Below are 22806 nucleotides of genomic sequence, written 5' to 3' on the forward strand. Positions count from 1 at the left end.
AGTATATTCACTATTACAATCACAAACGAATGAAGGCAAAATTAAAAGACCTGAGTCCAGTGGAATACCGAACTCAAGTCTTAAAGGTTGCATAAAATATTTGTCTAACTTTATTGGGTCAGATCATTATGCAGCGGTTTTTGTATATTTGGCGGTTGCATAAATGGTGCCTGTCACCGCTACAGGATAACGATTTTCATGGAGTTAACCTGTGATACGAGTAGTTCTTCGTATTGTTTTTGGGCTTGGAAGTTGATTTCTTGTTGGGCCATGGTTGGGTTTTCTTTTTTTACTTTTTCGATGATGTCGTTTTGTACTTTTTGGGAGAGGACGATGAGTTGATATTGCTGCTTTTCGATTTCCCAAAATTTATCTTCTCCGTATTCGTTGATCATGGCTTTTGCAGATTCGAACTGGTTGTATTGGTCACGGACCTTATTGATTTCTGTTTCCACTTCTGCATCGGTGGCTGTGTGTCCTTTTTCTTCAGCGAGCATCGCCATGGAGCGGAGACGAATGATTTGTGTTAATAATTGATTTTGGTCTTCCACTAGCTTTTCTTGCGATTCCCAGTAGGATAAGGCTTCTTTTAGTTGATCGCCCGTATAGCGCTTTTGATCGGTTTCACGGTTGATGGCTAGCTGAAGATAGTTGATAAACTTGTAAAACTCTATATCTTCATTGGTAATCCATTTACCGTTAATCGATGCCACGCCTTCTGCCTCTTTAACCTCATAATTGATGACCTTTTCTGCCTTTTTTCCATCCTTTTCTAACACAAAGAAAATTTCATATTTACCCGTCATCGGAAGTTCGACTTTACCAGCGTATAGCCCATCTTCTTCCTCTGTAAGTTTCACTTCTGTTGTGCCGTGATCCATATTGGTCATTGAAAATTCTGCTGAAATTTTAAGTCCGGTAGCAGCCTCATCTTTTTCTGTTACCTTCACTTCAAAAGGCATTTCTTTATCTGCTAGTTGATAGATTGGACCTACCACTTCTATATCATACTCAGGGTCGGCACTACAGCCTACAAGGACAGCAAAAAGTAGCAGTGCGGTCAGCCTCATCGCTTTTTTCATGATTCAATCCCTCCAAGATTATGTGTTTGTAAGAATTCCTCAACGGTGTATTTCTCCATTTTCCCATTATTTAAATAGGCGACATGTGTACAAACCTGTTTGATTTCATCAAGATGATGGGAGGAGAGCAGGATGGTCTTATCATGAAGCGATTTTAGCACTTCTAAGATTTCCTTCCGTCCCATCGGGTCAATCCCGCTTGTAGGCTCATCGAGAATCAGAATACTTGAATCCTGATAGAGAGTGATGGCCAACCCAAGGCGCTGCAGCATCCCTTTTGAATACTTCTTCACCTGAACAGTGCGTTCCTCCCACAAACTGACCGACGTAAGGACGCTCTCGATACGGCCATGGTCTACTGTTTTTCCGACGGACTCCGCAAAGAAGGTTATATTTTCAAGCCCTGTCAGCATGGGATACAGTTGAAATTTTTCTGGCAGATAAGCAATTGCTTTTTTCCAGTCATGATTTTTCCTTGTTACTTCAATTCCATTAATAGAAATGGAACCTTGTTTGACGGGAAGGAGACCAAGAAGACTGTTAATAAAAGTCGACTTTCCAGCCCCATTACGCCCAACAAGGGCACATATTTCATGTTTCTTAATTTCAATATTGATAGATTCTAGAATTAACTTTTTCCCGAAGGATTGGTTTAAATTCGATACAGCTATCATTCAAATCCCTCCTTACGGTGAAAAGTAATACCTGTGATGATAGATGTTATGAGCCAGAATAAAAGATTTCCAAGTAAGAAGAATACTGGTTCTGTCCACATGAAGGCCTTTAGAAGCCTTGACATATGACCAAACGAATAAACGCCCATCCCAGTTTCTAAGAACATTCGAACAGACTGCAGTGGATTTAAGAAATACAGTGATGAAAATAGTTTCACATTTTCATGGGTAACATCCGGTAAAAACGAGAGCAAGATAAAGTCGTGCAAAAAGAAAAAGTAAAACCAAACAAAGATGGTGTAGCCGATAATCTGCATTCTTGAAGAGCTGAAGCTGCCGATTGCTGCACCCATCTGTAAAAATACCAGCGACAGAGTCACAATCGCTAAAATAAAGATGAAATACGCCTTCATATCCAGCTGGAAATTAAACTTGAGCAATAATAAGTAGAGAAAAAACCAAACTAGAATTGGGATTAGGACGACCGCATAAAGCCCTAAACTTTTGCGTAGTAAAAAGCTTGTATAGGAATCCTTTTTTGTTAGGAGCATGATTAATGTCTTCTGTTCCTTTTCTTGAAAAATAGAAAAGGCACCTATAAACAAGCAGAGTATCGGGATAAAATAGATAATTGTATCAAATAAATTAATTAAGAGAACATAGAAGCCTTTATCAAATGAAAGGGCAGTGGAACGAAACAAGATACTGACTGATATGAGAACAATGATACTTAAGGCGAGCCATAATCCTTTTCCTCTTATATTTTCCTTCCATTCCTTCCAAATGTAATGCATAGTAAATGTCTCCCTTTTATTAAAATCAGCACTGCGGCGAGCCCTAACGCAGCGAATAGTATAAGGTTGTAATTTCCTTTTGCAGCTGCGAGCGGATGAGGGTCATTAAACATCACTTTTTCATCCACCAAGGCCGCATTCATTTTTTCATAGATAGCAAGTGCTGGACTTTTTAAAAATAAATACGATAATTCTTGGTCCTCTATTAATTGGTATAACGAGGATCGATAGGTTATAGGAAAGTCCCCAATGCCGTTCTGGTTTAAATCAGTAAGCGGGAAGGAGTTTCCCCAGTCATTTCCTTTGCCTTCATGACTCCAGAAATTGGTTTCTCCTGTTCCGCCTATTGTCACGGCGGAAATAGTGTTTTCGGTAATTAGATTTCCAGTAAAGACTTGTTCGTTAGAACTAGCCCAGAGCTCAATCCCAATTTGATTTTGAGAGATTTTATTTCCTTGAATTGCATTTCTTGTCGCTTGATCGATGTATATACCTCTTTGGTTCATATAAAAGGTATTGTTTTTTATTTGATTATCATTCGCTTGCAGCAGCAATAATCCGAACGATTGGTTTCCATAGTTAACGATAAAATGATTATCCTCTAACAGCAGACGATTGGAATTCATGACCGCAGCGCCGCCCGTATTCATCGTAAAAGTATTACCTTTAAAAATATTCTCATCGGAATACATGTAATGCAGGCCGTACCTTGTGTCGCTTATATTATTTTCATAGCTTTCGTTGTTGTTACCATATTCGAAGAACATTCCATCACGCGTGCCTTCAATGGTGTTATGGGATAAAAGATTATGGTTTGCGTAATAGACATGGATTCCGTTTCCTTGTGCCGCAATTTCGCCTTTGCCCATTCCTTGAATCTGGGTATAGGTGATTTTATTGTGGTGTGCCTGACTTAAATAGATTCCATGGAATGAATGGGTAATCTTGATATGTTCCAAGATATTTCCGTTGGTATATATCTTAATGCCGGCATATTCCTCTGGTGAGTTACGGTCCATACCGCTATTGGTAACAGTCAGCTTTTTAAGCGTCACATTGGAAGCTTTTATGGAGATGACATTCCCCGTTCCGTCTCCTTTGATAACGGTTTTTGCCTTGCCAATAAGGGTTAACTCCTTGTTAATAACAATATTGCCTTCATACGTTTTATCTTCAAGCTTGAGAACTGCTCCTTCTTCCAAGCTGTCGATGATGGCTTGTAAGTTTTCGGCAGCACTATTTTTCTCAGGATAAATGAAAATAGTAAGTGAGAAAACGAAAAGAAAGAGCAGTAGTTTTTTCATCTTTTCCGATCCTTCCATAATGGAATCAGTAATAGAATAAAAGCAGCTATTAGGAAATACGCACCATATCCAAGAACACTTTCGGTGACAAAGTTTGCAACTGTATTATGCCCTAAAAGCGGCGGAACAAATGGATCAATTTTTATCGGAGCGGTTGGGCTTAAGTTGGTGCCAAATTTACGAAGTGCTCGTGTAAGGTCCCAAACTCCGAGTGAACCGCCAATGATAAACAGGCCAATTAATCCATAAAGCAATGATTTTTTACGAAGTATGGCTGTCAAGAGTGTAATCACCGCTAACCCAATGACTAGGTAGGATAGATACGCCAACTCAGGGAAGTTCTCTTCACTGAAATTTTCCATTCCAATATAGTGATTTAAGCCGTTAACAATATCGATTTCACCTTCAAGCTTATTTGGATAAACAATAATATTTAATCCTTCTGGATACTGCGGGGCAAAGAAAATCATCTGCCACCAAGGGAAAAATAATGAGAGTCCAACCAAGATAGCAGCCAGGGCAATCAGAATTGAAGATACAAGTGATAATTTTTTTGTTTTCAAAAAAAACAAGTCCCTTCTAAACGGAGAAGGGTATCAATTGAATCAATTGATACCCTTACCATCTTTTTTATTTCTTTGGTTTAACAAGGAAGTAGCCGGTCATTTCTTGGTGTAGTGCTGAACAGAAGTTAGTACAGTAAAGCGGGAACGTTCCTGCTTTGTCTGCAGTAAATTCGATTGTATTTGTTTGGCCAGGCTGAACTTCAATGTTTAAGTTATAGCTGTTGATGGCAAATCCGTGGGTAATGTCCTCATCAAAATCTGTGTTCGTTAAGTGGATAAACACCTTATCTCCTTGATTGACTTCAATCACATCTGGACGTTTTGCTTTGGCGTCAAAGATAAACTTCGAACGCATTGCAATACCATAGACATGAACTTCGTTTCCATTACGTTCGATTCTGGCCTGATCCTGCTTATACGTCGCAAGCTTATTGTTTTCATCCTTCGGATATACTTCAATCGTTTTAATCTTATCTGCCTTAATGATTTGCGCGTAGTGTGGCTCAGGGTTAACTGGTGAAGATTGAATCACCTTCATTTTGCCGCTGATATCGATTAACTGCATGGACTCAGGATGTGATGGTCCTACCGATAAATAGCTGTCTTTGGCAATTTTGTTCAATGCAATCAGCCATTTTCCATCTGGTGCAACTGTATCACCTTCAGCTGCTACAGAGTGTCCAGGTGAATATTGTACAGGTACACGATCTAACGTTTCGCCTGTTTTTGGATCCCATTTCACGATTTCAGAAGAAATGAACATCGTTGTATAAGCCATTCCTTTGTCATCAAATTGAGTGTGAAGCGGTCCAAGGGCATTTTCAGGGTTAACTTCTCTTTCCATAATAGAATCATAGTTGATAATTGGAATACCATTGCGCTCGCCAGCGAAATCTTGTTTTTCAATCGCTGCAAATGCTTTTTCAAACGAGAATACGGTCATCGATGGTGCTAGCTTTCCTGAAGCAATAAAATGTTTTCCATCAGGCGTTACGTCGACACCATGTGGTGATTTCGCAACAGGAACTAGGTAGATACCGCCTTTATGCTTTTCAGGGAAAATCATTTTTTGACCTGTAACTTCATCATATTGTCCGTCGGCAACCATTTTCTCAAGCTCTTTCCAGTTAAAAAGAACAATGAAGTCACGGTCAGCCTGTGAAGCATTAATTTCAAGATTTGTTGTGGCCTCTTCTGTATTATAAGTTGTCATGACTGCCCAATCCGCAGAGGATTTTTTACCAGCGTCTGATAAATCATAGGACCATGGTGGAAGAGCAACCTGGTAGGCAATATTAAGCTTATCTTTGTTTTGATCAAACGTTACGGCTGACATTACACCACGGTATTGGTCGCTGTAATCGTCGAGTGGCTTGTATTCAGAGCCGATTGGAACTGCGAAACGTGTTGGCAGGAACATATACTCAGTATTCTGCGTAACGAACGCCGCACAGTGCGGACCGCTAGTATTTGGAACATTAATAATGTCTTTTACGGTAAAGGTTTCTAAATCCATTGCAGCGGCACGGCTGTTTCCTACATCCGTTGCAAACATGTATTTACCGTCATAGTCACCATTCGTTTCAGAGAATGCTGGGTGATGAAGGTCTCCCCATGTGTAGTCACCCAACATTTTTTTAGAATGCTCGTCAAACCCATAACCTGTGGCAGAGTCTGGTGAGAATACTGGTACAGTCCGAATATGACGCATCGATGGAACACCATAGATAAACATTTGACCGGAGTGGCCGCCTGATGCGAATAGGTAGTAATCATCTTTTTCACCGAATGGTACATAAACTTTTTCAGCATCGCTTTTGGTACTATTAGAAGCAACTTGATTGTTTGTACTATTTGAGAAATCAGCGAATGATATCGTTGCTGCTACAAAGCCTGCTAGTAATCCTGAGGCGATTGGAACCCATTTTTTCATCAATTACACCACCTTATTATTTTTCTGAAGCTTGCTTCAACATATCTAACACTTGCGTGCGTTCTTCATCTGTTAACGGGCTGCCGCCAATAACGCTCGACATAACCGCAGAAGTTGGTTCTTTTAAGAATTCATCAATCGATTTGCCATGCTTTCCTTCAACATCTGTGAAGGCCTTTGAAAGGTCAGGACCTGTTGCCCCGCCGTCTAATCCAAGAGAATCAACTGCGTGACAGCCGAGACAGCCTTTGCTGTTAAGGATGTTATTGGCATCCACCGTTGTGGTTTCCTCTTTTGCTTCTTCTTTTTGACCTTCTGTTTTACTTGCTTCGTCTGTTTGTTCTGTTTGAGCCACCTGTGGCTGTGAATCTCCATCTCCCATAATGACGCCAAATACTAAGTACCCAAGACCAAAACCAATGATTATACTAGCGACAAAGCTCATAATTGCCTTATTCATACTTCCCCCTCCTTTATGTCTAATGAACATCTTCATCCTAATAAGAAATCAAGTTTAAAAATGTGACGTTTCTCACAACTTTTTATCTAACTTTGAACGTTTTGTGAAGGGGGTTGGAATGATAGGGTTTTAAGAAATTGAACGTTTTGTGAAAATTATCACTTCGAGCTGAGACGATTTTCACTACAATGGGATTAACATAAGTGGTATCACAGAATTTTTTAAAAAGGAAGGAGGGGTAGCATGAATCCTGTACATGCTTTACAGGAACAGCCAAAAGGCAGAGTAAGAGAGTTGAAAATCGAGGACTTTCTCCGTAAAATTGTCATTTTTAAAGATTTATCGGCAAAATCTATTCATCTTATCGCCAACCGGATTCAAACAATAACCCTTAAAAAGGGAGCACAGGTTATTTGTGAAGATGAAGTGGCCAAAGGGGTATTTTTTATTCATTCAGGGGCGGTAAAGCTAACAAAGCAGGATGAAAACGGGAATGAGATTATTGTTTGTATGAAGCAAAAGGGGGATGTGTTTGCGGAGGCTTGTCTATTCTCAAAGACCTCCGTGCTCTATCCAGCAACAGCTACATTGCTCCAAGATAGTCAGCTTTTCTTTTTAGATAAAGTAGAATTAGAGAAGGGTCTTCATGAATATCCTGATCTTGCGGTTCAAATGATCGAATACATGAGTGAAGCTCTCCGTGAAATGACTTCGACCTTAAGGGATGTTGCACTGTTAGACGTTTATGCGAAGACAGTAAAGACGTTAGAGCGGTTGGGGAATAAGTTTAATAGTTCAACCTCGAGATGGGATATTGAAATCCCTTTGACGATTCAAGAGTTTGCGACAGTGGTGGGGACCACACGTGAAAGTGTCAGCCGTGTATTTTCGAAGCTGAAAAAAGAAGGAATCATCGATATGAAATCAAGGAAAATCATCATCCTTGATATGTGTAAACTGTGCACCTTAATCAATCCAGCCTATTAAAAAACCCTTCGCTTTTTACGAAGGGTTTTTTGCTGGTTAAGGGGCCATGAAGGACAAAACTCGATAAGTTCACCAGAGATTTGTCCTTCACAGGTCTCTTTAAGAAAAGAGGTATTTTAATTATTCAAATTTGTACGTCCAGAATCGTTCGTTATTGATCCAGACCATCATTTGCGGGTCTTGGTTTTTCAATTTCTCGGTCACGTCTCCAAACATTTGCTCCGTTTGGGAGCGATGAGCTTGAATGGCAGCGAGCTTTTTATCGGCTACGGCAGTAATATTATGGACAATGTCGGCCTCACCAAGTTCTTCTACACAATTATTTGAAAAGGCCACACAGTGCAGCTTTGGTCTTTGCGCAGCAGGAATCTTTTCGATGGCCCTAACGACCGCCGCACCGGTAGCGTCATGGTCGGGGTGAACAGAATAGCCTGGATAAAAAGTAATGACAAGCGATGGATTTACCTCATTAATTAATGACAACATCGCATTTGCCAGTTTCTCATCATCTTCAAACTCAACCGTTTTATCACGGTATCCCAGCATGCGTAAATCCTGAATTCCGATGGCACTTGCTGCAGCCTTAAGCTCCTCTTTTCTGATTTTTGGGAGATTTTCTCGGTTGGTAAAGGGGGGATTCCCCATGTTACGCCCCATTTCACCCAAAGTTAAACAGGCGTAAGTGACAGGAGTACCATTTTGTACATGAGTGGCAATCGTTCCAGATACTCCAAAAGCTTCGTCGTCTGGATGTGGAAAGACGACTAATAGATGACGTTCTTTTTCCATAAAAGGTTCCTCCTTTCCTTTACTCAAACGGTGTGGTGCTGATTTCTAGGGCAACCGCAAGTTTCCCTTTGTTATCATGGCCTGCTAACAGCAAGCGGTCCTCTTCATCGATTTCAAAATGAGTAAGACCTTCTGCATAAATCCAGCCAAGGTTTATTTTTAAGCCGACACGATAGGGGTCAGTTCCAGTGATCTTCCCATGTTCGTACCGGACAAGCGCATTTCGAATATAGGCACCTGCTGAAAAGAAGGTTTGGTCATGGTGGGATGCATAGGCACCGTTTGTTGTTTCCAGGTGAATATAAACATCCTGATTTGCGTATCTGTTAATCGCTTCTTGAACCTGGAGATGGTTTTTTATCGGTTCCATAATTCTTTTCTCCTTTCCCTGTACGTGGTATGTAATCTATCAACTAGTGTATTTAATAATGTAACTATCATACTAAAATAACATTGAAAAAGCGAAATGTACGCCTGATTTTTTTATAATAAAAGGGCCGTTCGATGGGGAACGGCCCTTCAATGATTAACAATCTGTGCAGTATTCAGTTTTTGCGCCGCGATAGGCACCATGCCAAGTAGGTCCTACAAATTCATTTAAGCGGAAGCCTTGGCTGATAGCAGCGGAAATGAAGTCTTTTGCAACTTCTACTGCTTCCACAACGGAACTTCCCTTTGCTAGCTCTGCGGTAATGGCAGATGAGAAGGTACAGCCAGCACCATGAGTGAAGTTCGTCTCAACTTTATCACTTTCAAAAATGGTGAAGTCTTTACCATCGAATAATAAGTCAATGGACTTTTCTTCTGTTAAAAGCTTGCTGCCACCTTTAATAACTACATATTTTGCACCTAAATCGTGAATTTTTCGTGCTGCTTCCTTCATCTGCTCTAGGGTTTTAACGGGACCTGTTTGTGCTAATTGACCAGCCTCAAAAAGGTTAGGTGTCACAACTAAAGCACGTGGCAGTAACAATTCACGCATGGCGTCAGTGGTTTCAGGATTTAGCACTTCATCCTCGCCTTTACACACCATAACGGGGTCAATGACAACCGTTTCTAATTTATGTTCATCGATAACCTTCGCTACTAATTCAATAATTTCAACCGTACCTAGCATGCCTGTTTTCATAGCATCAATTCCTACAGATAAGACGGTATCAATTTGTGGTTTTAAACTTTCGACGGAGATTGGAAAGACACTGTGGTGCCAATCCTTAGGATCCATTGTAACGATGGTAGTCAGCGCTGTCATTCCGTACACGCCTAGTTCTTGGAATGTTTTGATATCAGCCTGAATTCCTGCACCCCCACTCGTGTCTGAACCCGCAATCGTCATAACCTTTTTAATTGTCATATGTACTCCTCCTAAAGCTTGTTGTAAAAACACTATTTCTATTATAAATCAAATGAAGAAATATAGCAGAGATTTAGAAAAATATGATTTTGTCAGAAAGATGACAAAAGACGCTTTTTATCTTATTTAGATGGTTATATGTGATATTTCTTACTTCCGAGAAAAAAGACTCATCGTACGATAGTACTAAAGATACAAAATAAAATTTGGTATCGCTTACAAATAGTGGTTTAGGCTGTCGATTTTGAGAGAATTCAATAATTCGACACACAAATGTCCGAGATTCGTCAAAGTCCTATGATTAAGTGCTCATTATTTATTATAAATTTAAATGGCATAGCTAATTCATTTTGATGTGCTGTAAATTGTGATAAATGTCGCTGAGAAGGCTAGGTAACATCATTACAATTGAAACGCCAAGAATGTATTTCCTGAATAGGAGGGACAACAATGCACCGAAAAGGATGTCCTGATGAATATCCAATTACCTTAATTTTAAATGGGTATGAGATAGCTGTATTTCAACTAACGAAACACGATTTAGAGGATTGGGCCTATGGTTATTTGTTTTCTGAAGGGTTTATTCAGAGATCGTGTGAGATTGAATCCATTACCATTAATGAAGAGATGGGAAGCATCAACGTCTCACTTCTGAATGGCTTTAATGAGGAAGAGCTATTTACAAAAAAGAAGCACTATACAGCTGGCTGCGGCCGCGGAGTCACGTTTTTCTCGATGACAGACGTGAAAAATTTTCAAAAGGTGTTTTCTGAGCACAGTTATAAATTAAGTTATTTGTTAAAAAAGCGAAGTGAATTTGCTCAAAATTCACCGTTTTATTTGGAAACTGGCGGCATGCATGGAGCCTGTATTATTGATGAAGCAGGTACTATCACCGTCCGTGAAGATATTGGGCGGCACAATGCAGTCGATAAGATCATTGGCCACACATTACGAATGGGTTTGCATCCTGAACGGTTAGTACTATTAACAACCGGCAGGGTTTCATATGAAATGCTCTCCAAAGCAGCGAAATTTGGCTTTCCTGTTATTGGTTCACGAACAGCGGCTACCAAGCAGGCTGTTCAGTTGGCTAAATATTTAAATATAGAGGTTATTGGCTATTTACGAGGGAAAATGGCTAATATTTACACCTCAACAGGCCGAGTTGAAAATGATTTATTGGAAATACCCGCTGTCGAGATGCATTGAAGGGGGGAATAAGAAAACGAAGCTAGGCTAGAGAAAAAAAGGGATGTTCTATTCAATACTGGGAAGGAGATAGAAAAATGGTTGAAATCAACTTAAACCGCCGGCAATTCTTGAAGTTGTCTGGTGCTACTGCAGCAACGTTAGCAGTAGTTGAACTAGGCTTCAATGAGAAAAAAGCGTATGCCAGCACAAAAGAATTTAAAATTGCCAAATCAACTGTTACACCAACCATTTGTTGCTTTTGCGGCGTTGGCTGTGGGATTTTAGTCCATACAAAGGACAATACAGTGGTTTATACGGAAGGGGATCCGGATAACCCAATTAACGAAGGTAAGCTATGTAGTAAAGGAACAACAATTAGACAGTTATATACTTCTGAAAAACGTATTAAGAAACCGCTTTACCGTGCACCAGGAAGTAATAAATGGGAAGAAAAAGAATGGGAATGGATGTATGAAACCATTGCCAAGCGTGCGAAAGAAACACGTGATAAAACATTTGTAGTAACAGAAGATGGCATGACAGTGAATAAGACCGAGGCGATTGCCAGCCTTGGCGGAGCAGCTCTTGATAATGAAGAGACGTACCTGCTTTCTAAAATGATGAGAGGGCTTGGTGTCACCTATTTAGAGCACCAGGCACGAATATGACATAGTTCTACGGTTGCCGGTCTGGCACCTTCATTTGGTCGTGGAGCAATGACTAACAGTTGGAATGATGTGCAGTATACTGATTGTGCGTTGATTATGGGCGCAAACCCTGCTGAAAACCATCCAATTAGCTTTAGATGGCTACAAAAGGCAAAGGATAATGGTGGGAAAATTGTTAGCGTTGACCCTCGTTACACAAGAACGTCGTCAATGTCTGATATTTATGCACCTTTACGCTCTGGAACAGATATTCCGTTTATTGGCGGAATGATCAAGTATGCGCTTGAAAATAATCTTTACCACAAAGAGTATGTTGCTAAATATACAAACGCAAGCTTTATTGTTAACGCAAACTATAAATTCGAAGATGGCTTATTCTCTGGTTATAACGAAGATAAGCGTGCTTATGATAAAACACAGTGGGCATTTGAAAAGGATGCCGAAGGGAATCTAGTTAAAGACTTCACATTAGAGCACCCAAGGTCTGTTTTCCAATTAATGAAAAAACATTACTCTCGCTATGATGTAGACACCGTTGTAAAAATCACTGGAACACCGAAAGCGGACCTATTAAAGGTATATGAAGCTTTCTGTGCAACGGGTCAAGTCGGTAAAGCAGGAACCATCATGTATGCAATGGGAACAACCCAGCATACAGTTGGAACACAAAACGTTCGTGCGTTTGCTATTATTCAGCTTCTCTTAGGTAACGTAGGTTTACCAGGCGGCGGGGTTAACGCAATGCGCGGTGAATCCAATGTTCAAGGTTCAACAGATTTCGGGCTGCTATATGGTAACTTAACAGGATATTTGAATGCTCCTACATCCACAGATGTAAAAAATGCAACATTAGCAGGACATTTAGAAAAGGAAACACCAAAAACAGGCTACTGGAGCAATAAACCTAAGTTCATTGTCAGCTTATTAAAAGCTTGGTATGGACCGAATGCAACAGCAGAAAATGAATTTGGCTATCAATATCTGCCAAAAGGCAATAAAAACTATTCACATATTAATCTATTTAAAGCTATGTATGATGGTAAGCTAGAAGGTGCCTTCCTATTTGGAACAAACCCAGTTGTTGGCGGACCAAATGCAGGGAAAGAAAAAGAAGCACTTTCCAATCTAAAATGGTTAGTGGCTGTTGACCTTTGGGAAACAGAAACTTCCGCTTTCTGGCAAGAAGAGGCCGGCAGTAACCCATCTAAGATCAATACAGAGGTATTCCTACTTCCAGCATGTTCTTCTTATGAAAAAGAAGGAAGTATATCGAACAGTGCTCGCTGGATGCAGTACCGCTGGCAGGCGATTAAGCCGCTTGGTGAATCAAAGGCAGACTTAGAAATTATCCATGAGCTTGCAACTAGAATCAAAGGTTTATATAAAAATGAAGCAGGTCCAACCGCAGCTCCAATTAATGCTCTTTATTGGAACTATGGTGAAGGTCACCACCCAGATATCGACCTTGTTTGTAAGGAAATCAACGGCTATGATACGACAACAGGTAAATTAATCGCTGGCTTTGGTGCCTTAAAAGCTGACGGAACAACTTGCTCTGGTAACTGGATTTATTGTGGATTCTACCCTGAAGAAGGCAAGAACCGTGCGAAAAACCGTGATAAGAAAGATACCGGAATGAGTTTATATCTAAATTGGTCCTATTCGTGGCCGATGAACCGTCGTATTCTTTACAATCGAGCATCATGTGATCCAAACGGTGTTCCTTACAATAAGGAAAAAGCAGTTGTATGGTATGACGCAGTACAAGGTAAATGGACAGGAGTGGACGTTCCGGACTTTGTGGCAACAAGGAAGCCTGGCGACGCTGGCTTTGAGGATCCATTTATCATGATGAATGACGGTGTTGGCGGAGTATTTGCACCTACATTAAATGACGGCCCATTACCAGAACACTATGAGCCTTTTGAAAGCCCGGTTAAGAATCCATTCTCAAGTCAGGAAATTAACCCTGCGATCCAATTATTTGATGGCAAATTTAATGAGCGCGGCTTCAAGGCAGATTTCCCGATTGTGGCAACCACTTACCGAGTAAGTGAGCACTGGCAATCTGGTACGATGACACGTAACCAAGCATGGCTATCAGAGCTTGTACCACATATGTATATTGAAATGAGCGAAGAGTTAGCAAAAGAAAAAGGCATCAAAAATAAAGACGAAGTCATTGTCAGCTCTGCACGTGGCGAGGTAAAAGCCTACGCAATGGTAACAAAACGCTTTAAGCCTCATAAGATTGATGGCAAAAATGTTCACCAAATCGGAATGCCATGGCATTTCGGTTATAAAGGAATTGCAACTGGGGAGACAGCGAATCGCCTGACGCCTCATATCGGGGATGCGAATACAACGATTCCTGAATATAAGGCATTCCTCTGTGACGTAAGGAGGGCTGACTAATGGCCACTGAATATGTAAAATTTGTTGATGTGACCAAATGTGACGGCTGTCGTGCCTGTATGGTTGCTTGTAAAAACTGGAATGACCTTCCGGCAGAACCACAGGACTTCTCAGGAAGCGTTCAGTCACATGCCAAGACAACAGCTGATACTTGGAATGTACTGCAATATATTGAGCATGAAGATTCAAAAGGAAACCTTGACTACCTCTTCCGTCACTCAGCGTGCTTCCACTGTACAGATGCTGCCTGTGAAAAGGTTTGTCCAGAAAATGCAATTAGCTACACGGATTTTGGTACGGTTGTCATTGATCATGAGAAATGTGTAGGCTGTGGATATTGCGTAAATAACTGTCCATTTGAAGTTATTTCCCTTAAGGAATACGTTGATAAAAATGGCGACAAATATAAGAAAGCAAATAAATGTACAATGTGTACCGACCGCTTAGAAGAAGGTTTGCAGCCTGCCTGTGTTACAACTTGTCATACAGGTGCAATGGAGTTTGGTGATAAGGCTGAAATGATCAAAAAAGCAGAAGCACGTGTTAAACAAATTAAAGACCGTTACCCGAATGCAATGGTCTACAATCCACAAGGTGTTGGCGGAACACACACGGTTTACGTATTAGCAGAAAAGCCATCTGTATATGGTTTGCCTGAAAACCCTAAGGTTCCAACTTCAGCTGTGATTTGGAAAGATTATGCACAGCCAATTGGTAAAATGATGATTGGTGCAACTACTATGGCGGTTGTCGGTGCTTTTATTACCAACACTATCATTAGTAAGAAAAAGAATGGTAAAAACGAAGACGGAGGTGAGCACCATGAGTAAACCTCAAAAGTCGACAGTAAAAGTAAGACGTTTTTCTAGGGCATTTGTTTGGGCACATGCAGTCAATGCGATTTCCTTCTTCGCCCTTTATATTACGGCTTTGCCAATGTATACGGAGTTTTTCGATTGGCTGTATCCGGTTCTTGGCGGACCGGAAGGAGCTCGTCTCCTTCACCGAATCTTTGCCGTTGCATTTGTAACACCAACGTTTATCTGGGTGATTTTTGACTTCAAAGGTTTTAAGCTATGGATGAAGGAACTAGTTACGTGGAAAAAACGTGATCTTGAATTCTTTACTGAATTCGTAAAAGAGCTTTTCGGTTTCAATTTCAAACATGTTAGACAAACATTTTTTAACGCTGGTGAAAAGATTAACTCAATTATACAAATCCTTACTGCGATTTTAATCATTGGTTCAGGTATCCCAATGTGGTTCCCGGAAATTTTCCCAAGAGCTTTGGTTCAATGGGGGTATTTATTACACAACGTCGGTTTCGGATTAGCTATCGCAGTAGTAGTCGGACACGTCTATCTATCTGTTATCCACAAAAACTCTAAACCAGGATATAGCGGTGTTATTACAGGTGAGGTTCCTGCATGGTGGGCAAAAGAACACTATCCAGACTGGTATGATGAAGAGGTTGCAAAAGGCAACTTCCCTGACATTGATAAAAATGGCAATCCAAAGAAACCAACTAGTCCTGACAAGAAGAAGAAAAAAGGCGCTTGATCATATTAAAAGTTAATACAAATAAAGGCTGTCTCTCGCAGGACAGCCTTTATTTAAAGAAACACTTTGGCCCTACCAAATATAAAAAGAGGTGCACAACGATGAAAAAATCTGTTGTTTCGAAAGAATATCAGAATTTGCAGAAGGATATTTTAGCCCTTCAAGAGAATTGGAAGAAGAGTATCAATCCAGAATCAATTATTCCAAACCTCGATAAGGGTGCAATGTCAGCAGGAGTGCCTGCGGCAGCATTAACGTCTATTAATTTTGAAATTTCACTATTCTTACAGTGGATAGAGGAGATAAACACGCTATTAACCAAGATGAATCCTGAGCTTGAAACAAAGCTTGCTGGTATAAGTGCACTAGTAAACGAAGAAACAGCGATTCGCTGGATTGACGAAGCCTTTTCTTTTAACAGTGTTTATTTTGCTAGTTTTGCTGAAGAAAATGGGCTTGAAGAGTGGATCCCACAATTCTTAGCTGAAACAGCACTGCGACCTTACTTACAGGTAACTGCAGAGAAAGTCCAGCACGAAATTACTCATGCTGTTCCAGGAGCAGGCTGCCCTGTTTGCGGTGAACCAGCTCGTCTTGCCGTTCTTCGTGATGAAGGACAAAAAGTAATGACATGCCCTCGCTGTCTTGCACATTGGCAAGCAAAACGAATTGAATGTGCCCACTGCGGCAATTATGACCATAACACCATTCAGTATATAACCATTGAGGGTGACTCCACCTCTCAAATTCAGGTTTGCGAAAAGTGTACAGGATATATTAAAGTGATAGATACAAGACAATATCTGAGCATGCCGTCAAGCGCTATGCTGGACTTAAATACAATTCATCTTGACTTTGTAGCTCAAGAGCAAGGATATCAAGTGGTTGGGCAAGTAAAACAATCAAATTAAGAAGGTGCACAAATTCATGAAAGCTGCTGCTATTATATTATCAGGCGGAAAATCGAGCAGAATGGGCACAAATAAGGCTCTCCTAAAACTAAATGAGAAGACGACTATTGAAAGAATGGTAGATACTCTTAAAATCTATTTTGATGATATCATTCTTGTCACCAATGAAATGGAGTCCTATCAGTTTTTAGGAGTGAAAATGGTCTCCGATCATTATCCCGGAAAGGGACCACTTGCAGGATTTCATGCCGGCTTAATGGCTTCAGACTATGATGTGAATTTCATTACAGCATGTGATATGCCATTTATTTCTGGCGAGCTAGCTGCGACCCTTGTGAATATGATTGACCATCACGATGCCTTAGTTCCAGTTATTAATGGGAAAATGCAAACTCTATGTGGTGTTTTTCAAAAGAAGAATGTAACAAAAATTGAAGAATGTATTGAAAATGGACGTCTTCCAATCAAACAACTGCTTGATCATCTAAATGTCCTTTATATAACAGAAAATGAGCTGCAGGCCTATACCAACATCGATTTGGAGCGAGTTTTTTTCAATATGAATCATCCCCATGAGTATGAGGAAGCCAAAAAATGGCTCAGAAGCTGATGATGCAGGAAGGATGTAAGGCAAAGTGCAATTTTTCAAAGTAAAAACCGTTGAAGAAACGTTTGAACTGATAGAAGAAAAAATCCAAGCGATCGTAGAAACGGAAGTTCTCTCACTTGAAGAGGCTCTTCATTATATATTGGCCGTGCCTGTCACCGCAAAGGAAAATGTCCCTGGCTTTGACCGCTCAACGGTGGATGGTTATGCTGTGAAGGCAAAGGACACCTATGGTTCATCTGATTCCATGCCGGGGTTTTTAACGGTGGTGGGTGAAGTTGCAATGGGAGAGTGTGCAGCCATTCCTGTCGGTCAAGGGGAAGCTGTCTATGTCCCAACAGGCGGAATGATTCCTCCTGGCAGTGACAGCGTGATTATGATTGAACACTGCGAAGACCATGATGGGCTGTTAAACACTTACAAGTCAGTCGCACCTGGTGAAAATATTATTCGTGCAGGCGAGGATATCCGCGAAGGGGAAATCCTCCTTCGGGAAGGAACCCTGATTCGCCCGCAAGAGTTAGGTGCAATTGCCTCACTTGGAATTAGCCATGTAAGTGTCTACCGTAGGCTCAAGGTCGGTTATCTATCATCTGGTGATGAAATTGTTCCCTATCAAACAGAAAAACTTTCAGAAGGACAAATCCGTGATATTAACTATTTGACGATTTCGGGTCTCGCAAAACAATGGAATGTCGAGGTTGTGTATGGTGGAATTGTGAAGGATGACTATCAGGAGTTTCAGCAAAAAGCGCAGGATTTATATAATGAAGTTGATTGCTTAATTCTCTCAGGAGGAAGCTCGGTCGGCGCAAAGGACTACACAACGGATGTGGTTCAGTCACTAGGTTCACCAGGCGTGTTCGTTCACGGCATTTCAATCAAACCAGGAAAACCTACGATTCTTGCTATGGCAAATGGAAAACCTGTTATGGGCCTTCCGGGGCATCCCGCTTCTGCGATGATTATTTTTATGCTGTTTGGTGAGAAGATTCTTCAAAAGTTAAAAGGGGAAAAAATTGATAAAAAGCCTAATAGAATTTTTGCCCGAATTACGAAGAATATTCCTTCATCACCAGGAAGGTCTGACTACATTCGTGTTCGTTTATTTGAGAAAGACGGAGAATGGTGGGCGGAGCCGATTATTGGAAAATCAGGGTTAATCACTACCTTAGTAAAAAGTGATGGTATTGTTGAAATTATTTCAGAAAAAGAGGGTATTTCACAGGGAGACTATGTTCCTGTGATTGCAACACGATGAGGGGGATAAAATAGATGGACCGCAAAACGTATAAACGGAAAATATATTTAGAGGACAAACCCCGATCGGAAGCGAAAACAGAAATTCTCGAGAACTTTTCTCTGCCTCTCGAAAAAGAAATGATTCCAACAAGTGACGCCCTTGGACGTGTAACGGCTGAACCGATTTTTGCAAATGTATCCATGCCACATTACCATGCATCCGCCATGGATGGAATTGCGGTGATTGCTGAAAAAACGTATACCGCCCATGAACAAAATCCACTTCAGCTTAAGCTGGGGATTGATTTTGCCATTGTGGACACAGGAAATGCGATACCAGCTCCATTTAACGCAGTCATTATGATTGAGCATGTTGATATGATTGATGAAGAAACCATTGAAATTATAGAGCCCGCAACACCATGGCAGCATATCCGCCCAATTGGCGAGGATATTGTACAAGAGGAAATGCTTTTCCCGCAGGGGCATATCCTTAGACCAGCAGATTTGGGTATTCTTTTAGCAGCCCAACAACTACAGATTCCGGTTGTGAAAAAGCCGGTTGTTACCATCATCCCGACAGGTAATGAGCTTGTTGAGGCAAATAGTGTACTTTCCTCAGGAAAGATTATTGAGTTTAATGGAACGGTTTTTGCGAATTTTGTAAAAGATTGGGGCGGGGAGCCAAGACTTCACCAAATTGTGAAGGACGACCCTGAAAAGATTAAGTCTGTATTACTTGAAGCAGCGGAAACCTCGGATATTATTGTTATTAATGCCGGGTCATCAGCAGGTTCAAAGGATTATACCGTTCATATTATCGGTGAAATTGGAACGGTCTTTACCCACGGTGTGGCTGCAAGACCTGGAAAGCCCGTTATTTTAGGAAAAATAAATGAAAAGATTGTCGTAGGTGTCCCAGGATATCCGGTCTCCGCCTATTTGTCGTTAGAATGGTTTGTCAGGCCGTTGATATGTAAGTATTTGCAAATCCCAGAGCCAAAACGGCAAACAGTCACTGTTAAACTTGGCCGCAGAATTGTTTCGGGTATGGGGGCTGAGGACTTTGTACGAATGAATATCGGCTATGTGAATGGACAGTATGTTGCAAATCCACTGACAAGAGCAGCGGGCGTAACGATGTCCTATGTGAGAGCAGATGGCCTTCTTGTCGTACCAGCCAACGTAATTGGCTATGAACAAGGTGATTTTGCTGAAGTTGAGTTATTACGACCACTTGAGGAGATCAAAAATGCCATTATGTTTTGTGGCAGCCATGATTTGACCATTGACCTTTTATCCTCACAGGTGAAAAGACAACGTGCAGATATGAAAATCGTTTCAGCACATGTTGGCAGTATGGCTGGTATTATGGCAATTCGAAAAGGCGAGGCCCATGTAGCGGGCATTCATTTGCTTGATCCGAATACAAAGCAATACAATATCTCCTATGTTAAGAAAATGCTAGCAGGTGCAGATGTTGTTCTCTATCCATTTTTAAAAAGAAAGCAAGGCTGGATACTACCAAAGGGAAATCCGCTGGGAATTGAGACGGTAATGGATATTGCTGAGAAAAAAGCGAACTTTGTTAACCGTCAAAAAGGCGCAGGAACAAGGATTCTCTTTGACTTGCTGCTTGAGGAGAACGGAATTTCTTCAGAAGAAGTTACCGGATATGATAGAGAGATGTTTTCACACTTAGCTGTAGCTGCGGAAGTAAATGGGGACAGTCAGGGTGCAGGGCTCGGGATTTATCCTGCCGCAAAAGCAATGGAATTGGATTTTGTACCTGTCGGTGATGAAGAGTACGATTTAGTGATGTCGAGGAGCTTTTATGAAAGTGAAAGCGGCAAATTATTAATCGACATTATCCAATCACCGCAATTTAAAGAGCAGGTCGAAAAGATTGGCGGATACGAAGTAGTGGAAAAGGCGCAGCCAAAGAATTTGATCTAAAAGAGGTGCACAAAAAATGAACTTTCAAATTTCAAAGGAACCTATTGATATACAATCGGTTATTGATAAGGTTGTTCAGCGTAATGCTGGAGCAATCACTACTTTTATTGGAACGGTACGTGAATTAACAAAAGGCAAAAAGACGCTATTCTTAATTTACGATGCGTATGAAGCAATGGCTGTGAAAAAGCTTGAGCAAATCGGCAGGGAAATTGAAGAGCGCTGGGAAGGTTCTCAGGTGGCGATTACCCATCGTGTCGGCCGTCTTGATATCACGGATATCGCCGTCGTTATTGCTGTTTCCACTCCACACCGTGCCGATTCCTACGATGCCAATCGTTATGCGATTGAAAGGATCAAAGAAATTGTCCCGATTTGGAAAAAGGAACATTGGGAAGATGGTGAAGAGTGGATGGGCAACCAGCTTGAAACGGTTGCTTACCCAAGCGGCAAACCTGAGGAGGACGATTTGAATGAATAAAGTAATGTTTTTCGCCCATTTGCGTGATGCGGTTGGCGAAGAGTTTCTTAAATTAAATGCGACAGGTAAAAGTGTGGCTGAATTGAAGGCAGAGTTGGGAGCAATCTACAATCTTCCTAAATTAGATACCGTTATGACGGCAATAAACGAAGAGTTTGCCCAGGACGATGAAGTGATTCAAGACGGAGATGAAATCGCCTTTATCCCGCCAGTAAGCGGCGGTTGATTCAGGGTAACTCTCGGAAAATGGAGGATACTCTCGGAAAGCGGGGAATACTCTCGGATGGCGGAAATTACTCTCGGATAGCGGGGAATACTCTCGGATAACGCGAGTAATACCCCATTAACCAAGTAAAACGATTGTGGAAGGGGAAGCAGAATGAACGAACGATATTCACGTCAGGTCCTCTTTCCAGGAATCGGGAAAGAAGGACAGGCTAAAATCCGCTCGAAGCATGTGTTAATGATCGGTGCCGGTGCGCTTGGGTCAGGGAATGCAGAAATCCTCACTCGAGCTGGTGTTGGCAGGCTTACGATTGTTGATAGAGATTATGTTGAGGCAAGCAATCTGCAGCGCCAGCAGCTTTATACCGAAGAAGATGTGGCGGAGAAGCTTCCGAAGGCTGCTGCCGCTGAAAAACGGCTAAAGGCAATCAATTCAGACGTTGAAATTCATGCGATTATTGGGGATGCCACTCCAGATATGCTCGAGGAATTGGTGAAGGATGTCGACATCATCATGGATGCCACCGATAATTTTGAAACACGGATGATTATTAATGATGTTTCACAAAAGTATCAGATACCATGGATTTATGGTGCGTGTGTCGGCAGTTATGGGATGAGTTTTTCAATCATTCCAGGAAAGACCCCGTGCCTAAACTGTTTGTTACGGACAATTCCGATGCAGGGATTAACCTGTGATACCGGAGGAATTATCTCGCCGGCTGTCCAAATGGTCATTGCTCATCAAAGTGCGGAAGCGCTCAAAATGCTAGTCGAGGATTGGGACGCAGTTCGGACCTCATTTGTCAGCTTTGATCTATGGCGGAACCAATATACTAGTTTGAAAATGGGGAAAGCCAAATTTACAGGCTGTTTATCCTGTGGCGAGGAAAGAACCTACCCTTACCTCGACAAGGAAAATAGGACAAAAACCACTGTTTTATGCGGGCGAGACACGGTCCAAATTCGTCCAGCCTCTCAAGGCGAAATATCGCTAGAGAAGCTGGCAGGACAGCTTAGTACACTAGGCTATGTCGTAAAAGGGAATCCCTATCTATTATCAGTAGAAATGGGAGAGGAACGGATGGTCATCTTCAACGACGGCCGTGCTCTCATTCATGGAACAAAGGATCTTACCCATGCTAAAACTATTTATCAAAGAATTTTAGGATGACTTAGAACTCGTACCTCATTGGTGCGGGTTTTTTATATGACAAAACCTAACATGTTTCACGTGAAACATGTCGAATTTCTAATTGGCTGGCGAATTTGGTATGATAATAAAGAGATTGAAATAGAGGAGTTAATAAATTGTGGATATTTCAGTAGATAAATTACTAAGGAAAATAGAAGAGGAATTAAGGCTTGCGAAAACCAGCAGTAAGCAAGAAAACTTGCGGGAAAAAGTGTACTCTATTAAAATATTATGCGAGTTGATACTAGATGAAAAGCAGGTACAACAGGAGGCACTACCAATGCCTATAACAGCCTTTCAACCTATGACAACACAGCCAGCCTTTGGGCAGCCCGTATCACTCAATCAACCAAAGAAACTAGAAATGGAAGACGAAGCAAACGGAGATTCATTATTTGACTTTTAAGGG

24 protein-coding genes are annotated in these 22806 nt (G+C 41.2%); 14 read left to right on the forward strand and 10 right to left on the reverse strand.

The features are described 5' to 3' along the window. A partial coding sequence (locus M3189_RS16985; RefSeq protein ID WP_251636430.1) for an IS3 family transposase occupies positions 1-95 on the forward strand: 95 nt, incomplete at its 5' end. An 84-nt stretch (positions 96-179) separates the two neighbouring features. On the opposite strand, the gene M3189_RS16990 is transcribed toward M3189_RS16985, so the two are convergent. From M3189_RS16990 to M3189_RS17020, 7 genes are all read right to left on the reverse strand, one after another. Then, positions 180-1082 (reverse strand): FixH family protein, encoded by a 903-nt coding sequence (locus M3189_RS16990; RefSeq protein WP_251635618.1) that lies wholly within the window; start codon positions 1080-1082, stop codon positions 180-182. After that, complete coding sequence (locus tag M3189_RS16995) at positions 1079-1756, reverse strand: ABC transporter ATP-binding protein (RefSeq protein ID WP_251635621.1); 678 nt, start codon at positions 1754-1756, stop codon at positions 1079-1081. The genes M3189_RS16990 and M3189_RS16995 overlap by 4 nt, the downstream gene beginning before the upstream one ends. Further along, the gene (locus tag M3189_RS17000) at positions 1753-2550 is read right to left on the reverse strand and encodes an ABC transporter permease (protein ID WP_251635623.1); all 798 of its coding nucleotides are present in this window, start codon (positions 2548-2550) and stop codon (positions 1753-1755) included. Before M3189_RS17000 ends, M3189_RS16995 begins: the two co-directional genes overlap by 4 nt. Next, complete coding sequence (gene nosD, locus M3189_RS17005; RefSeq protein ID WP_251635625.1) at positions 2514-3854, reverse strand: nitrous oxide reductase family maturation protein NosD; 1341 nt, start codon at positions 3852-3854, stop codon at positions 2514-2516. The genes M3189_RS17000 and nosD overlap by 37 nt, the downstream gene beginning before the upstream one ends. Then, complete coding sequence (locus tag M3189_RS17010) at positions 3851-4417, reverse strand: hypothetical protein (protein ID WP_251635632.1); 567 nt, start codon at positions 4415-4417, stop codon at positions 3851-3853. Before M3189_RS17010 ends, nosD begins: the two co-directional genes overlap by 4 nt. 67 nt (positions 4418-4484) lie before the next feature. After that, positions 4485-6353, reverse strand: coding sequence for a Sec-dependent nitrous-oxide reductase (gene nosZ, locus M3189_RS17015; protein WP_251635634.1), 1869 nt, complete (start codon positions 6351-6353; stop codon positions 4485-4487). A gap of 16 nt (positions 6354-6369) precedes the next feature. Continuing rightward, complete coding sequence (locus M3189_RS17020) at positions 6370-6813, reverse strand: cytochrome c family protein (protein ID WP_251635636.1); 444 nt, start codon at positions 6811-6813, stop codon at positions 6370-6372. A 243-nt stretch (positions 6814-7056) separates the two neighbouring features. On the opposite strand from M3189_RS17020, the gene M3189_RS17025 reads away from it, so the two are divergent. Then, positions 7057-7800 carry a Crp/Fnr family transcriptional regulator gene (locus M3189_RS17025; protein WP_251635638.1) on the forward strand — a complete coding sequence of 248 codons (744 nt, stop codon included), beginning with the start codon at positions 7057-7059 and terminating at the stop codon, positions 7798-7800. 120 nt (positions 7801-7920) lie between these two features. Here the strand turns inward: M3189_RS17025 and bshB2 are convergent, their stop codons facing one another. The 3 genes from bshB2 to pdxK all read right to left on the reverse strand — a co-directional run bounded on the left by bshB2 (position 7921) and on the right by pdxK (position 9943). Continuing rightward, positions 7921-8589, reverse strand: a complete 669-nt coding sequence (gene bshB2 / locus M3189_RS17030; protein ID WP_251635640.1) for a bacillithiol biosynthesis deacetylase BshB2 — start codon at positions 8587-8589, stop codon at positions 7921-7923. A 19-nt stretch (positions 8590-8608) separates the two neighbouring features. Continuing rightward, a complete protein-coding gene (locus M3189_RS17035; RefSeq protein WP_251635641.1) occupies positions 8609-8959 on the reverse strand; it encodes a YojF family protein in 351 nt (116 codons plus the stop codon). Positions 8960-9115: 156 nt separating this feature from the next. Continuing rightward, entirely contained in the window at positions 9116-9943 is an 828-nt protein-coding gene (gene pdxK, locus M3189_RS17040) for a pyridoxine/pyridoxal/pyridoxamine kinase (protein WP_251635651.1), read from the reverse strand. Between the two features lie 450 nt (positions 9944-10393). On the opposite strand from pdxK, the gene fdhD reads away from it, so the two are divergent. The 12 genes from fdhD (at position 10394) to M3189_RS17100 (ending at position 22803) form a co-directional block, all read left to right on the forward strand. Continuing rightward, complete coding sequence (gene fdhD, locus M3189_RS17045) at positions 10394-11155, forward strand: formate dehydrogenase accessory sulfurtransferase FdhD (RefSeq protein WP_251635660.1); 762 nt, start codon at positions 10394-10396, stop codon at positions 11153-11155. Positions 11156-11241: 86 nt separating this feature from the next. Beyond that, positions 11242-14220, forward strand: a complete 2979-nt coding sequence (gene fdnG, locus M3189_RS17050) for a formate dehydrogenase-N subunit alpha (RefSeq protein ID WP_251636432.1) — start codon at positions 11242-11244, stop codon at positions 14218-14220. Continuing rightward, the gene (locus M3189_RS17055) at positions 14220-15050 is read left to right on the forward strand and encodes a 4Fe-4S dicluster domain-containing protein (protein WP_251635662.1); all 831 of its coding nucleotides are present in this window, start codon (positions 14220-14222) and stop codon (positions 15048-15050) included. Before fdnG ends, M3189_RS17055 begins: the two co-directional genes overlap by 1 nt. After that, a complete protein-coding gene (locus M3189_RS17060) occupies positions 15043-15780 on the forward strand; it encodes a formate dehydrogenase subunit gamma (protein ID WP_251635664.1) in 738 nt (245 codons plus the stop codon). Before M3189_RS17055 ends, M3189_RS17060 begins: the two co-directional genes overlap by 8 nt. A 101-nt stretch (positions 15781-15881) precedes the next feature. After that, positions 15882-16691: a formate dehydrogenase accessory protein FdhE gene (locus M3189_RS17065; protein WP_251635666.1), complete on the forward strand. Its 810-nt coding sequence runs from the start codon at positions 15882-15884 to the stop codon at positions 16689-16691. Positions 16692-16707: 16 nt separating this feature from the next. Further along, positions 16708-17301: a molybdenum cofactor guanylyltransferase gene (gene mobA, locus M3189_RS17070; RefSeq protein WP_251635668.1), complete on the forward strand. Its 594-nt coding sequence runs from the start codon at positions 16708-16710 to the stop codon at positions 17299-17301. A 25-nt stretch (positions 17302-17326) separates the two neighbouring features. After that, positions 17327-18559, forward strand: coding sequence for a molybdopterin molybdotransferase MoeA (locus tag M3189_RS17075; protein ID WP_251635670.1), 1233 nt, complete (start codon positions 17327-17329; stop codon positions 18557-18559). 14 nt (positions 18560-18573) lie between these two features. Next, positions 18574-20496, forward strand: a complete 1923-nt coding sequence (locus M3189_RS17080) for a molybdopterin biosynthesis protein (RefSeq protein ID WP_251635672.1) — start codon at positions 18574-18576, stop codon at positions 20494-20496. 16 nt (positions 20497-20512) lie between these two features. Next, positions 20513-20977, forward strand: a complete 465-nt coding sequence (locus tag M3189_RS17085) for a molybdenum cofactor biosynthesis protein MoaE (RefSeq protein ID WP_251635674.1) — start codon at positions 20513-20515, stop codon at positions 20975-20977. After that, positions 20970-21203 carry a molybdopterin converting factor subunit 1 gene (gene moaD / locus M3189_RS17090; protein ID WP_251635676.1) on the forward strand — a complete coding sequence of 78 codons (234 nt, stop codon included), beginning with the start codon at positions 20970-20972 and terminating at the stop codon, positions 21201-21203. Before M3189_RS17085 ends, moaD begins: the two co-directional genes overlap by 8 nt. Before the next feature lie 153 nt (positions 21204-21356). Continuing rightward, positions 21357-22376: a thiazole biosynthesis adenylyltransferase ThiF gene (locus tag M3189_RS17095; protein WP_251635678.1), complete on the forward strand. Its 1020-nt coding sequence runs from the start codon at positions 21357-21359 to the stop codon at positions 22374-22376. A 139-nt stretch (positions 22377-22515) separates the two neighbouring features. Continuing rightward, positions 22516-22803 (forward strand): YwdI family protein, encoded by a 288-nt coding sequence (locus M3189_RS17100; RefSeq protein ID WP_251635685.1) that lies wholly within the window; start codon positions 22516-22518, stop codon positions 22801-22803. The last annotated feature ends 3 nt before the right edge of the window (positions 22804-22806 follow it).

The organism is Neobacillus niacini (assembly GCF_023715415.1).
GTDB lineage: Bacteria > Bacillota > Bacilli > Bacillales > Cytobacillaceae > Neobacillus > Neobacillus niacini_C.

Excerpts from the sequence above, each read along its gene's own strand:
- M3189_RS17085 (WP_251635674.1), top strand. The coding sequence starts at position 20,513 with ATGAACTTTCAAATTTCAAAGGAACCTATTGATATACAATCGGTTATT.
- M3189_RS16990 (WP_251635618.1), bottom strand. The coding sequence starts at position 1,082 with ATGAAAAAAGCGATGAGGCTGACCGCACTGCTACTTTTTGCTGTCCTT.
- M3189_RS17095 (WP_251635678.1), top strand. The coding sequence starts at position 21,357 with ATGAACGAACGATATTCACGTCAGGTCCTCTTTCCAGGAATCGGGAAA.
- M3189_RS16995 (WP_251635621.1), bottom strand. The coding sequence starts at position 1,756 with ATGATAGCTGTATCGAATTTAAACCAATCCTTCGGGAAAAAGTTAATT.
- M3189_RS17080 (WP_251635672.1), top strand. The coding sequence starts at position 18,574 with ATGGACCGCAAAACGTATAAACGGAAAATATATTTAGAGGACAAACCC.
- M3189_RS17035 (WP_251635641.1), bottom strand. The coding sequence starts at position 8,959 with ATGGAACCGATAAAAAACCATCTCCAGGTTCAAGAAGCGATTAACAGA.
- M3189_RS17065 (WP_251635666.1), top strand. The coding sequence starts at position 15,882 with ATGAAAAAATCTGTTGTTTCGAAAGAATATCAGAATTTGCAGAAGGAT.
- moaD (WP_251635676.1), top strand. The coding sequence starts at position 20,970 with ATGAATAAAGTAATGTTTTTCGCCCATTTGCGTGATGCGGTTGGCGAA.
- M3189_RS17025 (WP_251635638.1), top strand. The coding sequence starts at position 7,057 with ATGAATCCTGTACATGCTTTACAGGAACAGCCAAAAGGCAGAGTAAGA.
- mobA (WP_251635668.1), top strand. The coding sequence starts at position 16,708 with ATGAAAGCTGCTGCTATTATATTATCAGGCGGAAAATCGAGCAGAATG.
- M3189_RS17060 (WP_251635664.1), top strand. The coding sequence starts at position 15,043 with ATGAGTAAACCTCAAAAGTCGACAGTAAAAGTAAGACGTTTTTCTAGG.
- fdhD (WP_251635660.1), top strand. The coding sequence starts at position 10,394 with ATGCACCGAAAAGGATGTCCTGATGAATATCCAATTACCTTAATTTTA.
- M3189_RS17020 (WP_251635636.1), bottom strand. The coding sequence starts at position 6,813 with ATGAATAAGGCAATTATGAGCTTTGTCGCTAGTATAATCATTGGTTTT.
- M3189_RS17000 (WP_251635623.1), bottom strand. The coding sequence starts at position 2,550 with ATGCATTACATTTGGAAGGAATGGAAGGAAAATATAAGAGGAAAAGGA.
- bshB2 (WP_251635640.1), bottom strand. The coding sequence starts at position 8,589 with ATGGAAAAAGAACGTCATCTATTAGTCGTCTTTCCACATCCAGACGAC.
- pdxK (WP_251635651.1), bottom strand. The coding sequence starts at position 9,943 with ATGACAATTAAAAAGGTTATGACGATTGCGGGTTCAGACACGAGTGGG.
- nosD (WP_251635625.1), bottom strand. The coding sequence starts at position 3,854 with ATGAAAAAACTACTGCTCTTTCTTTTCGTTTTCTCACTTACTATTTTC.
- nosZ (WP_251635634.1), bottom strand. The coding sequence starts at position 6,353 with ATGAAAAAATGGGTTCCAATCGCCTCAGGATTACTAGCAGGCTTTGTA.
- M3189_RS17055 (WP_251635662.1), top strand. The coding sequence starts at position 14,220 with ATGGCCACTGAATATGTAAAATTTGTTGATGTGACCAAATGTGACGGC.